This window comes from Candidatus Litorirhabdus singularis (assembly GCF_026262625.1).
Classification (GTDB): domain Bacteria; phylum Pseudomonadota; class Gammaproteobacteria; order Pseudomonadales; family Halieaceae; genus Litorirhabdus; species Litorirhabdus singularis.
In genome coordinates, this window is record NZ_SHNN01000004.1 from 229044 (window position 1) to 241726 (window position 12683).

Here is a 12683-nt window from a genome sequence, read left to right on the forward strand (position 1 = left end):
GGCGCTGATTATAAAACCAGCTATCTCTGAGGATAGTGCATAATTTGAATAGCGCTAGTCAAGACAAACCCATAACTACCGCCCTGTGCGCTGGCCATTGCAGGGTTCCAGGAGCAGTGGGTGTTAACGCGACTGAACTACTGACTGGCTTTTAGGGTTCGTGCCTGATCCAGTCCGCCGGCATTAGTCAGGTTTTCATAGCCGGCCTGGCGCAGGCTTTCCAGCGCAAAGCCCGAGCGCTTGCCGCTACCACAATAGAGAATAATGGCGGTTTCAGTAGCCACCTTGCGCTGGCCAAGCGCGGCGACAACATCACCAAACTCAATATTAATAGCGCCTTCCACATGTCCATCGGAAAACTCTGAGGCGGTGCGAACATCTATCCACATTGGGTCTGACTCCTGCGCGTGGGCTAGCATAGCGCTGCCATAGAGCAGCAAGGCTAGCCCCAGTTGAATGGTTAGTCCTATGATTTTTAACTTTGAACTCTGTGTTTTCATAGGGCCATGTTACGTTGTGAGACGATGGCAGGGAAGAGCTAGCAGCGGCAGTTGGCAGCCATTGCCGGCCGGGCTTGGGTTGAAGCACGCTAATGCAGGATGATGGCTCTATCGCTCCGGCCAATTCCTGTTGGTTTACAATCGAGTTACGGTGAAATAATAATGGCGCAACCTATTCAAGTGACGTGCGAGCGCAAGGCCATTTTTCGCTTTTACAAAATTGCTGTTGGCGTCTGTTTTGGCCTGATGCCAGCGCTGGCAATGGCTAACCCTGCCGGCTGTTTAGATGCGCCTGCTGTGTTGGCGAGTCCGACCCTGACAGTGGCTAGCTTGAACGTTGCGCATGGGCGCCGTCAGAGTTTCAATCAGCTGCTGCTGTCGCGTCAGGCTATCGAGTCTAACCTGGGTCTAGTAGCTGCTCAATTGCAGAACAGCGGTGCGGAAGTCGTGGCGCTGCAGGAAGCCGATGCAGCGTCAGGTTGGAGTGGTGATTTCGATCATGTTCAATTGCTGGCTGGCAGCGCGGGCCTGCCGTGCTACTTCCATGGGCTGCATGACCAAAGTCGCTTGTCCAGTTATGGCACAGCCTTGCTGTCGCGCTATGCGCTGTTTCAGACTGCGTCGCAGACTTTTGCACCGTCATGGCCGACCAAGCCTAAGGGCTTTGTGGTCTCCCGTCTGCACTGGAACCCGAATGACAAACTGGACTCAGCGCTTGAAGTGGTGCTGGTATCGTTGCATCTGGACTTTTCTCGGGCGAGTGTGCGCAATAGTCAGGCCGCCGAGCTAATTGCTGCGCTGCAGGATGTTACTGGCCCCTTGGTGGTGATGGGTGACTTTAATGCAGAATGGGCGGAGTCAGACTCTGCGGTGCGTACTTTGGCGCAGGCTCTGTCCCTGCAGGCTTATGAACCGGAGGTCGGCAACCAGGGCACCTATGTCGGCAAGCATAAGCGGTTGGACTGGATTTTGATTTCATCGCAACTAAAATTTGTAAATCATCGGGTTATCCCTGAGGTGGTATCTGACCATCTGACCGTTGTTGCTGAGCTAGCGTTAGTAGAGGTACTGCTATGACGCCACGTTTGCCTATTACTATTGCCTCGCTGCTACTGACTTTGTTGGCGCTGGCATCATGCAGCACGCAGCCCTACACAACTTCATGCCCTGAGGGAGGCGTTGCTGCTGGTCTGCCGCAGTGTCCGCCGATGGGGGCGGTGGCAGATGTTGAGATAGACGAGCAGTATGCTCTGCGTAACTTTTATCATCCGCAAAAGGGTGAGCAGGACCTGATAGAACTCAGCAAGCAAGTCGATCTTCCCAGGTTACCAGCGCGTGGCAAAATTCTGGGTACCTCGGCGGAGGCCGCGTTGGATTCACTGGCAGCCAAGCTCTGGATGATTGAGCATGCCGAGCACACCATCGACATGATGTACTACATCTATAAGAACGATCTGATTGGTCTGGGACTGATGGGTGCGTTGTGTGATGCGGTGGTGCGTGGTGTTGATGTGCGTTTTATGGTGGATTCCATAGGCTCTATATCGCTGCCGCGGTCGAGTCTACGCGCTCTGGCGACTTGTGCTGAAGAAGCCGGTTTTATGCGTAATGCGGCTGGCGAACTGACCACGCGTCGGGCCAGGTTGCAGGTAGTGGTGTTCAACCCGCTGTCCAAACTACTGGCTAATGCTAACCGCCGCTCGCATGACAAATTAATCATTGTCGACGGCATGTTCCCCGACAAAGCCGCGCTTATCACCGGCGGGCGCAATATTTCTGTGGATTACTATGGTGTCGATAAAAACGGAGCGCCCAATGCTGACACCTACCGAGATACCGAAATTTTGTTACGCGATGGGGCTGTGCAGGGCGAGGGTGAGTTGGGATTAGGTGAGCTTACTGAGCATTACTTTACCGTGTTGTTTCTGTTCAAGGACAATGCCTATCAGAAACCGCTGAAGACTGAGCAGGCGCGTTCTATCTATCGTCGTGAAAGAGCAACCGCGCAGGCAAGCCTGGCGCGTTTAAAAGCGTTGCCTGCGATGCAGCAGCATATGGCGCATATGCCTACCTTCATGACTACAGGGTTGGCCGAAGCCAAGGTGCTACTGGCTCATGAGCTGGCCAACCTTACCGATAGCAAGCCTGTGTCTAATGCCACCGGTAATATATCCAATAATCCTAATTCTATTGTGTATGTATTACAGCAAATTGGTGAGATCAAGCCGCAGCGCGAGCAGGTGCGCTATGTCTCTCCCTACTTGTTTCTGGCTCGTTACGAGGGCAAGGGTGGCGAGGTATTGTTGGACGAGGCTGAAAATACGTTGGCCTGGCTGAACGCAAATCCGGGTGCCACTCTGGAAATTGTTACCAACTCGATTCTGACCTCCGACAATTTTTCCGCGCAGTCCATCATTGATATGGAGACGGCCCCACGTTTGCTGCTGGACGAAGAGACTCGAGCGGCTTGGTTGGCGGCAAAGGAATCTGGTTCTGATTTGCCTGAACTTGTCACCAGCCAGCGCTGGCTTGAGCAAGTCAACAACCCGCGTATTCGTATCTACCAGACCGGCGGCATTGACTCAGTGCTGTTGCCGGGTGGCACGGTACATTACGGAAAAATGCACGCCAAATACGTGGTCGGTACGAGCCTGGCCTTTGTCGGTACCTCCAACTTCGATTATCGATCGCGCTTGTTCAACAACGAAATGGGTTACTTCTTCCAAAGTCCGCAGTTGATCGACGCGTTGAATGTTGAATTTGATGACCTTAAGGCCACCTCTTATCTGTGGGGTACGCCCGAATGGTTCGCGATGCGCCAGCAGGTCATGCAGCTTTCGGGGGTAAAAGGTTCCTCCTCACGCAAGCAGCGCGGCATCTACCGGATGTTAAAGAGCCTGGGTCTGGACTGGTTGTTTTAACGGCAAACGGCAGGGCAATCCTGTCGTCGCCGCTAGTACCGGTCAGCCAAAAGCTTTGGCTTCAACCTCTAGTAATGGAGACACGGAAGCGTGTGCCTTAACCCGCTCGACCAGTGCGGCCATTTTGGGCCAGCGCGCTGTATCAATGGTATAGCCAGCGTAGCCGGCGTTGACGAAGGGGGAGGCGAGTGCCAGATCGGCCACGCCGAATTCCTCAAACAAAAAGCCGTCTGCAGGCACTTCACTTTCCAGGTAGTCGAGCATGGGAGGCAGTTTCTTGTCGACTATTTTACTCACAGCCTCCTCGTCTACTTCTTGCTTGAACACCATCGGGCGCATAAAACGGTGAAAAAATATGGACGCAGCCGATTCAGCCAGCGCACTGCCGCCGTATTCTTCAAACCAGTCGGCGCGGGCGCGCTGGTTTATGTCGCTGGGGTACACCGGATTCTGCGGGTAGGCGGCCTCCAGATAACGGCAGATAACCTTGGAATCCGATATATTCAGGTCGCCATCGACCAGCGCAGGAATTTTCTGTAACGGGCTGACCCTGGCCAGCTCCTCGTCGCCAGACCAAGGCATGGAGGGTATGTGCTCGTAGGGCAAATCCTTCAGGGCCAGAACCGCCATGACTTTGCGAACAAATGGTGAGGCGTTGGCGCCATATAACTTGATCATAATACTCTCGCTGGATAGATGATTGGAGCTAGCCTTATAAGGTAGAGCGCTCGCCGGAAAGTATACTGTTACTGGCACTTTCTATGACAGTACTTTTTGTCGCAACCCTTTACAGCGGTGGTTGATCTTCGGCCAGCTTGGTGCTGTGATAGCTGGCTGATAGCCGAGCAATGTGACGTAAGGATGTTCTATGCGAACAGGCAACTATATGCCCCACCCGGGATTGACCTTACTGGTAGTGCTGGCCGTAGGAGTGTGCTGGCTACCTGTCGTATCGGGTTTGGCTGAGGCTTGGACCACTGGCTCTATTTATAGCGTCAGTGCTATCTATGCGACTTCTCGCGGTATCAATGCCTTGGTTTCAGTATTGCAAGGCACGACTATCGATTTCCCCATGGTCAATATTGCACTGGGCGAAGTGTTAGACCCGGTCAATGATCTGATAGAGCGTTTTTCTGGTGTGGTTACCCTGGCCCTGGGGGCCCTGATTCTGCAGAAAATTATGCTACAGGTAGTCTCTGCTACAGCCTTCAATCTAGCCGTCAGCGGGCTTGGATTATTGACCATCGCAGCGTCGGCGATGCAGCGACCAAGTTTTACCAGTGTGCTGCTGCGACTTTTTCTGCTGACCGTATTCGTGAGGTTGTCGCTAAGCCTGGTATTTATATTAACGGCTTCTCTGGACTCAGTGTTGTTGGAGCCGACCGACACTGCTAGTCACGTGCAGATGCAGGACTACCAGAACAGCTTGCGTGGTTTGAACATGATGGTAAGCAGCAAGCCGCCACTGCAAAAGGATAGCGACCGCTTATTGGATCGACTGAGTAAGCTGAGTAAGAGTAAGCGTGATTACCAGAGTCAGTTAGCTCAGCTGCACCTCGATATCACCTTTATGGAGAGTACTGTTTCCGTATTGAAAAGTCGGCGCAGCCTCTTTGGTGTCGAGTCTGCGGCAGAGCAGTCTGCCAACGCAGAGCTTAATGAATTGCGACTGCAGGCGGAAGAATTTTCGAGCTCTATTGGGCTGATTGATGATGAGGCAGCGGCGGTTTTTCAGCAGATGGATAAGGCAGGTTTAAGCGAAAATCCTGGCGCTTGGACGGCAGCAGACATCGGTAAATTGTTTGCCTGGAAGGAGCTGGTGAACGCACAATTGGAGTCAATGGAGGACAGCTTAAGTGGTTTTGTTGATAGCGCTATGACGCTGTTGGTTTCCATCGTACTGAAAAGCATTCTGCTGCCGCTATTGTTCTTTTACCTGCTGTGGTGGGGTAGCAAAGCCATATGGCGCTATGAACACATCTTGCGAACGAAACTGCCTTAGTCTACCCGGGAAAATTCGTATTACTGCTACCTGCTGTATTCCCCACGGTAGCAAGTGTTCGCGCAGAAAATCTACATGACCCCTTGAAATAAAGCTTTTCGCCCACAGATAAGTCTATGTCGCAGCAGGTCTCTCTGAGAGTGCTGTTGGCTTTACGTTGTCTTTTTTATGTTGCTTCTTATGGAGAATATAGTATGAACTCAATTGATTTAACCCCCCTTTATCGTAGTAGTGTTGGTTTTGACCGTTTGGCAAATATGTTGGATAACGCGTCGCGTTCGGAAACTTCTGCTGCCACCTTTCCGCCCTACAATATCGAAATACTGGACGACAACCGCTACGCTGTAACACTAGCCGTCGCTGGTTTCTCAGACGCTGAAATTGATATTCAGGTAGAGCGCGGCGTGCTGTTAATTCGTGGCGAGAAGGAAAAATCGGGCGAGAGAAAATTCTTGCATCAGGGCATTGCTAACCGCACCTTTGAACGCAAGTTTAATCTTGCCGACCATGTCAACGTGACCGCTGCAGATCTTTGCGATGGGCTGCTGACGATCAGTCTGCTCAAAGAAATACCCGAGGCTATGAAGCCGCAGAAGATTGCGATTAATGGCGCGGCCAAGTCCAGCGATGTGCTGGAACATCAGGTAAGCGATAGCAAGGCTGCCTGATTCTCCTCTGTGCTGCTGCGCCTGGGCGCAGCAGCGAATCAGTGACAGGACTTGTTTTGACTAAGCGGGCGCTCTTGCGCCCGTGGGTCTTTCTAATGAGCAACCGTACGCGGTGCTAGTGCAGGTTTAGCTTTTCTTCTGCATCATTTTGGCGATCTTGCCACTCATGCTCATGCCGGGTACCTGGCCCAAAAAATCACCCTTGCCCAGCGCTACGCCGTTATCGCGCAGGATGTTGTAGGCCGTGGTGTAGTGAAAGTAGAAGTTGGGCAGGGCCCAGCCAGTCAGATAGTCGATGCCGCTGAAGCCGAGGGTACCGATCGGTATTTTCATCACGATCTCGCGTGCTTCACTGTCGATATATTGCTTGGCTTTAATCGTGCGAATAAAAGCCAGCGTATTCTTAATGCGAGTTTGTAGCTCGGCAAAGGTTTCCTCGTCATCCGCAAACACTGGAGATTCCACACCTGCCAGGCGCGCACAGCAGCCCTTGGCATGCTCGGTGGCGATTCTGACCTGACTAATCATTGGTAACATGTCTGGTGCAAGTCGTGCATTCAATAGTACTGATGGATCGATGCCGCGAGCTTTAGCGTCTTTGGCTGCGGTTTTAAGGATTGCGGCCAGGTTCTTCAGCTGGTGGGTGAATACCGGGGCAGACATTTGGTACATCAGGTTGCTCATGGGCGAACTCCATTGTGGGTGTTGGTCGAGGTTGATTAAGCGCGCGCCATGATAGGGTAGAATGCACTCAGCGGGTAGTAGCATCGGTCAGCGATCTTGCCGCGCCAGGAATTTTTCGATGAACGCCACCGATACGTTTGCCGCCATTGGCGACTGCATCTTGAGTAGCACGGCTACCGCGCTCGAGCAGCAGGCCGCGCTGGTTGAATTTACCGACCTCTGCACGAGCATTGGAGGTGTCCAGCCCGACGTCTGCTTTGACGCCTGGTCCGGTGATTCATTGCTCAATAGCGGGGTGGCCATTAGCCCGCAGGCAGCGGCTCATTGCGTGGCTGATGTCCGGCGCACGGTGGTGTATATCCGTGGCCTTTACGCTGCTATCTGCGCGGCGCAGATACGCTTTGCGACGGCGAAGACCGCATTGGACACGGAGGCATCTTCGGCACCAATACCGTTGAGAATACTCTATGCAGGATGCGGGCCCTACGCGACGTTGCTACTGCCTTTACTGCACCGTTTTGCACCGGGTACTCTGCAAATGGTGCTGCTGGATATTCATGAAGAGTCACTCAATAGCGTGCAGCAACTGATTGCCAGCGCAGGCTATGCCGAACATGACTTGAGTCTGGTGAGAGCTGACGCCTGTCATTATCAGCACCCAGATCCGCTGCACCTCATTGTGGTGGAGACCATGCAAAAGGCTTTGGAGCAGGAACCTCAGGTGCCGATTACCCGGCAGCTTGCTCCGCAGTTGGTGGGAGAGGGCGTATTGGTTCCGCAGTCGATAGATGTGTCTCTGGTATTGCAGCGAGAGGGCGAGTTGAAGAGGCTTGGTGCTTTGTTAAGTCTGGCGGCCAATGTCGACCTTACGTCGGTGCGTGTGCAGATACCCACTGTTGCCGAACTGCAGCAGTGGCGGGCAGTGTTGCATACTCACATTACTGTATTTGGCGAGCACCAGCTGGGAGTGGGGGAGGCAGAAATAACCCTGGCGCGATTGTTCCCGGAGCTGTCACCGCTGGTAGCAGGTCAGTGTTGGGATATCGCTTATAAAACCGGTCCTTACCCTTGTTTTGAAGCGTGCTTGGTAGGCTCCTGATAAGCCTATTGCGGCACCCGGCTTCCCGCAGTATCAGTCTTCGCAGAAAAGTATCTGGTTACGGCCAGAGTTCTTGGCGGTATATAACGCGCGGTCGGCACGTGCCAGCCAGTTCGACCAATCTTCACCTTGGCGCAGCGTTGCGGCCCCCGATGAGAACTCCACGGCTCCGCTGGGGGTTTTAACCTGTCCCGAGAGCCGCTGATGTAGCCCAGGCAAATAGGCGCGTGCTGTGGTTTCGTTCATGCCGCGTAGGAGCATCACAAATTCTTCGCCGCCCATGCGATAAAATCCATCGTCGCCACGCTGTGATGAATGCACTGAGCGCACAAATTCTATGAGTACACGGTCGCCGGTCTCATGGCCGTGTTGATCGTTCACTTCTTTGAAGTTGTCGAGATCAAATACCATGAGGGTGGCGCTGCGTTCGCCGCTGCGGCGACCGGTGGCCAGGTCTTGCAGGTGCTTTTGCATCAGACGACGGTTACCGGCACCGGTCAGTGGGTCAATGTTGGCCTGTTTTGCCAGTAGCTCTCGTTGTTTTCGAAGTTGGTCTGTGGACAGCTGTGCAAAGCTGGTAATTAGAATGGCGACGGTCGTCCAGCTGACTTGTTGCAGCAAAGACTCATACAGCTGGGTGGCCGCGGTCAGTACCACAATCACCACAGCATTGAGTGCCAGTGCCCAACGCCTCGTTTGGGTGAGCGTATTGACCAGTAATACCAGCAGCGCCCAGAGCAGACCATTGTTGCTGACTAGCAGTGAACTTAGCAGTGCGGCGCTGCAGGTGGTCAGGCCAAATAGTTTAATGGCCAGTGCGCTATGACGCGGGTAGCGGCTCAGCATGAGCACCATAGCTACCATCGACACGATCAGCGTGTTGACAGCCGCGCCACCGCTGTCGTCGGTTTGCCAGCGATACACCGCAAAACCGCTGATCACCACGATGGTCACTGAGCTGATCCAAAAAATGATGGACATTTCCAGACTGCGATCAGACATGGACGGTACATCCTCTGCAGAGTTCACAGAAGTCGAGGTATCTTTCAGAAATTCAGTAGTCACAGGCAGACTCGTTTTGCAGTTGTTTTTATAGAGTGAGCGGTCGGACTATGACATATAGGTAACAGATGGCCAAGGTGAGTCTTGCTCTGAGTTGCGGGTTCGCCTGCAATAAGTCGTGCTAGTGCTTTCCGGTTGTCCATCGCTAAGCAAATCACGCTAAACTGGGGTCACCTCCTTACTTGGAATCGACCTCATGAGTCAGCAGTCAACCCCCGCTTTGCTTCGCCCTGGAAGGGCTTTCGCCCTCTGTTGCTTCACTGCTCTAATGCTGGGCTGTGGCTATGTGCCATTCTCCGGCGGCGAACTGAACGGCACTTTGACGCCGGCGCCAGCGCAGTGGGGTAGTATCGCTGATGTGAATATTATCGAACTGGAAACCAACCCGACAGAGCCCTATTCAGTGAAATTGTGGATAGTGGATATGGGGCCCAGCCTTTATGTGCATGCGGGCGCTAATCAAGCCACCTGGGTGGTCAATATTGAGCAAGATCCGAATGTGCGCTTACTGGTGGGTGAACTATTGTATGAGCTGCGCGCCGAACGGGTGGCGACCGAGGCAGAGTTCGCCAGTTTCAGCGACCGCTATGAAGAGAAGTATGGCAACCGACCCCGCAACGAAAACGTGGCCGAGGCGTATTTGTTCCGCTTACAGCCGCGAAACTGAAGCCCGGTCAGTCCTAAAAAGGAATATCGTCGTCGTAGTTGGCGTCTGCCGGCGGTGGTGCTGAATCATACTCAGGGTAAGACTGATCGTAAGCGTCGTTGGCACTGGCGCTTGTCACCTTCCAGGCTTGAAGATTATTGAAGTACCGCCCGTTGTACTCGCGGCCGCGAATATCAAAAGTGACCGTCACCTCCTGTCCGGGCTGCAGGCTCTCGAGCAGGCTGATCTTGTCCTGCACAAATTCAAGATTGATCTCTTGGGGGTACTTGCCGTCTTCGACGATAACCACCATTTCTCGCTTGCGAAAACCGCTGGAAAAGGTTTGTTCGTCTTGAAGGAGTTTGATTTTTCCGGTCAGTTCGTAGGCCACGCTGTTACACCCTGTTGAATTCGGTTTGTTGTCAGGGCGCTAGTCTAGCGCTGCTGGCGGGCACTTGATAGTCGTCCCTTAAAATTCCCGTCAGGTGGTTTTCCTGACCCTGCAGCCGCTATACTGCTGCGCTTTTATGCAGGGTCAGTTCGCTCTTTACAGAGGAGTGATGGGACCATTCTGGGACGATTTCAGGGAGTAGTGCGGTAGTGAGTGGTAGGCAGGGTCAGAGTTTGAGAGGTTTGTTGATAGCAGCGCTGTTGGGTCTACTGGCTGGCTGTGGCAATGGTGGCGACGGTGAGCTGGGTCGCTATGCAGACGAGGCGCTGTGGCTGTGTAAGCCGGGTATTGCCCTGGATCGCTGCCTGGAGCTGGACCAAACAACAACCTATGTCTACGAAGACGGCAACACCGCGGTATTTGAGCATGAGCCGGTAGTGGATGCGGAGTTTGACTGTTTTTATGTCTATCCCACTGTGGACTTGCGCCCTGAGCCCGGTAATACGCTGGACCTGAGTGACGATACGTCGCTGGTGCGACCGCTTTACAATCAGGCGGCTCGCTTCACTGAGCTGTGTGAGATGTATGCCCCAAAATACCGTCAAATGACGATTGGCAGCTACTCGGTAGAGAACCCCTTTGGTAGCGGCTATTTTAGCTTGGGCTATAGCGATATCGAAGCTGCCTTTGACCAATACCTGCTGGAGAATCCCGAGCGCAATTTCGTACTGATTGGGCACTCGCAGGGCGCTCACGTGCTGCTGAGACTGTTGCAGGAGCGGTTCGATAACGACAATGACGAGGATCTGCGCTCACGCATGATTTCTGCACTGGTGATAGGGTCGCTTGGGGCCTACCAGGTACCAGAAGGCGAGTTGACCGGTGGTTCGTTGCAAAACATTCCATTATGTACCCAGGCCACTGACACCGGTTGCGTAGTTGCCTACGATACCGTTGCGGCCGGTGACTCGGAGCAGCGACCTGAACTGGAGCAACCCAGGGTCTGTGTGAACCCGACTGCACTGGGCGGTGAGCCAGGTATTGCCGCTACCACCATCTACAATCGTGACGAAGGGATACCTTTTCCAGCAGGCGTAGAGACCGACTGGATCGCCTACCCGGGACTGTACTCAGCCAACTGCGAGAGCGACGGCAGTTTGGGTGCCGATGTAGCACCGGGTCGTTCTACCCCGTTTACCCCGCAGCTAATACAAGTATTTTTGGGTTCAACCCCGGCCTCCTTGCATCTGGCGGACTACAATTTTGGCATGGGGGACCTGCTGCGCATCGTCGAGGTGCAGGCGGCTAACCATTGAACCTGCCTGCTAAATTGACCCGTGGCAGGCGGAATATAGTACAGTATTGCCTTCAAATTTCCGACTTAGAGTAGCCCAAGCCCATGTCTCAGTGCCCCTTTAAAAACATCCTCGACCCGGACATTTATGTTGGCGGTGGTCATCACGCCATATTTGCCGAGGTCCGCGAGCAATCCGATGGCCTGGCCTATATCGAGGACCCGATTACCGGTGTGCCTTACTGGGCGGTGACGAAACGCGAGGTGGCAGACTACGTGTGCAAGCACCCGCTGCTGTTTTCCAGCGCTGCCAAGACTATTTTACCCAAGGAAATGCCTGAGGAAGAGGTCGCGCTGTCGCGACTGATGCTGGTAAACATGGACCCGCCGGAACACGTCAAATATCGGCGCATTGTGCGCAACGCGTTTACTCCCAAAGCGGTACAGGGCTACGAGGCGCGGTTTCGGGAGGTTGCCCGCGAAACTATCGATGCTATTGCCAACACTGGCGAATGCGAATTTGTCACTGATGTGGCGGCGGAGTTACCGCTGATCGCTATTCTGTCGTTGTGCGGTATTCCGATGGAAGACAAACAACAGTTTTTTGACTGGACCAACACCATGATCTTCACCGAAGACGAAGATATGAGTGGTGTAGATGGCGTTGCTGCCTCCCAGGCGGCAGCAATCGAAGTCTACGCTTACGCCGCCGCGTTGGCAGAAAAGCACAAGACAGAGCCCTTGACCGATATCGTGGGGGCACTGCTGGACGGCACCGTCAACGATGAAAAACTGACGGCGGACGAGTTTCAGTTGTTCTTCCTGATGCTGATAGCGGCGGGTAATGAGAGTACCCGCTCGGTGATAGCACACGGTATGCGCCTGTTGATTGAGCACCCCGAGCAACTGGCCAAGCTGGTGGATGACCCCACCCTGATTCCCTATGCGGTAGAAGAGGTGTTACGTTATAACCCCGCCTTTGTGCAGATGCGCCGCACCGTGATGGAAGATGTGGAAGTGCAGGGTCAGCAGCTGCGGGCAGGAGACAAGATGGTGCTAAACTGGCAGGCCATTAACCATGACCCGGAGATTTTTGAGAATCCCGCGCAGTTTGATGTGGAGCGCTTCCGTAATAACCCGGAACTGGCCAACCAGCACCGGGCCTTTGGTAACGGCGAGCATTTTTGTATTGGCGCGCACATGTCGCGACTGGAAATGCAGGTGATGTTTGAAGAAATAATACCGCGCCTGAAAAACCCGCGCTTCGCCGCGCCGGTAGAGTATGTGCGTGACTATTTCGTCAACAGCATCAAGGCGATGCCATTGCAGTTTGAGCCTGAGGCTGCAGCCCGCGCATAGGGGTGCAGGGTTCTTTGCTTGCCCTCGTCGGCTACTTTTAGGGGCGCAAGTTTGCCT

13 protein-coding genes are annotated in these 12683 nt (G+C 53.8%); 8 read left to right on the forward strand and 5 right to left on the reverse strand.

The window, feature by feature from the left end; all coding sequences use genetic code 11:
- Positions 1-137 precede the first annotated feature (137 nt).
- On the reverse strand, positions 138-500 hold the full coding sequence (locus EYC98_RS18300) for a rhodanese-like domain-containing protein (protein ID WP_279246838.1): 363 nt from the start codon (positions 498-500) through the stop codon (positions 138-140).
- 162 nt (positions 501-662) lie between these two features.
- Here EYC98_RS18300 and EYC98_RS18305 point away from each other — a divergent pair, with 162 nt between their 5' ends.
- Both EYC98_RS18305 and EYC98_RS18310 read left to right on the forward strand, forming a co-directional pair.
- Complete coding sequence (locus EYC98_RS18305; protein WP_279246839.1) at positions 663-1577, forward strand: endonuclease/exonuclease/phosphatase family protein; 915 nt, start codon at positions 663-665, stop codon at positions 1575-1577.
- Positions 1574-3421: a phospholipase D-like domain-containing protein gene (locus EYC98_RS18310; protein WP_279246840.1), complete on the forward strand. Its 1848-nt coding sequence runs from the start codon at positions 1574-1576 to the stop codon at positions 3419-3421. The genes EYC98_RS18305 and EYC98_RS18310 overlap by 4 nt, the downstream gene beginning before the upstream one ends.
- A 42-nt stretch (positions 3422-3463) precedes the next feature.
- Here EYC98_RS18310 and EYC98_RS18315 read toward each other — a convergent pair whose 3' ends face one another.
- Entirely contained in the window at positions 3464-4099 is a 636-nt protein-coding gene (locus EYC98_RS18315) for a glutathione S-transferase family protein (protein ID WP_279246841.1), read from the reverse strand.
- A gap of 190 nt (positions 4100-4289) precedes the next feature.
- Between EYC98_RS18315 and EYC98_RS18320 the strand changes: the two genes are divergently transcribed.
- Both EYC98_RS18320 and EYC98_RS18325 read left to right on the forward strand, forming a co-directional pair.
- Complete coding sequence (locus tag EYC98_RS18320) at positions 4290-5423, forward strand: hypothetical protein (RefSeq protein ID WP_279246842.1); 1134 nt, start codon at positions 4290-4292, stop codon at positions 5421-5423.
- Between the two features lie 194 nt (positions 5424-5617).
- Positions 5618-6091: an Hsp20 family protein gene (locus EYC98_RS18325; RefSeq protein WP_279246843.1), complete on the forward strand. Its 474-nt coding sequence runs from the start codon at positions 5618-5620 to the stop codon at positions 6089-6091.
- 126 nt (positions 6092-6217) lie between these two features.
- Here EYC98_RS18325 and EYC98_RS18330 read toward each other — a convergent pair whose 3' ends face one another.
- The gene (locus tag EYC98_RS18330) at positions 6218-6775 is read right to left on the reverse strand and encodes a DUF1993 domain-containing protein (protein ID WP_279246844.1); all 558 of its coding nucleotides are present in this window, start codon (positions 6773-6775) and stop codon (positions 6218-6220) included.
- 118 nt (positions 6776-6893) lie between these two features.
- On the opposite strand from EYC98_RS18330, the gene EYC98_RS18335 reads away from it, so the two are divergent.
- A complete protein-coding gene (locus EYC98_RS18335; protein ID WP_279246845.1) occupies positions 6894-7874 on the forward strand; it encodes an SAM-dependent methyltransferase in 981 nt (326 codons plus the stop codon).
- A 33-nt stretch (positions 7875-7907) separates the two neighbouring features.
- Here the strand turns inward: EYC98_RS18335 and EYC98_RS18340 are convergent, their stop codons facing one another.
- Complete coding sequence (locus tag EYC98_RS18340; RefSeq protein ID WP_279246846.1) at positions 7908-8939, reverse strand: GGDEF domain-containing protein; 1032 nt, start codon at positions 8937-8939, stop codon at positions 7908-7910.
- 193 nt (positions 8940-9132) lie between these two features.
- Between EYC98_RS18340 and EYC98_RS18345 the strand changes: the two genes are divergently transcribed.
- Positions 9133-9603, forward strand: coding sequence for a hypothetical protein (locus EYC98_RS18345; protein ID WP_279246847.1), 471 nt, complete (start codon positions 9133-9135; stop codon positions 9601-9603).
- Positions 9604-9616: 13 nt separating this feature from the next.
- Here EYC98_RS18345 and EYC98_RS18350 read toward each other — a convergent pair whose 3' ends face one another.
- The gene (locus EYC98_RS18350) at positions 9617-9973 is read right to left on the reverse strand and encodes a DUF3127 domain-containing protein (protein ID WP_279246848.1); all 357 of its coding nucleotides are present in this window, start codon (positions 9971-9973) and stop codon (positions 9617-9619) included.
- Positions 9974-10182: 209 nt separating this feature from the next.
- Here EYC98_RS18350 and EYC98_RS18355 point away from each other — a divergent pair, with 209 nt between their 5' ends.
- Both EYC98_RS18355 and EYC98_RS18360 read left to right on the forward strand, forming a co-directional pair.
- Positions 10183-11289 (forward strand): DUF3089 domain-containing protein, encoded by a 1107-nt coding sequence (locus EYC98_RS18355; RefSeq protein WP_279246849.1) that lies wholly within the window; start codon positions 10183-10185, stop codon positions 11287-11289.
- Positions 11290-11372: 83 nt separating this feature from the next.
- A complete protein-coding gene (locus EYC98_RS18360; RefSeq protein WP_279246850.1) occupies positions 11373-12626 on the forward strand; it encodes a cytochrome P450 in 1254 nt (417 codons plus the stop codon).
- The last annotated feature ends 57 nt before the right edge of the window (positions 12627-12683 follow it).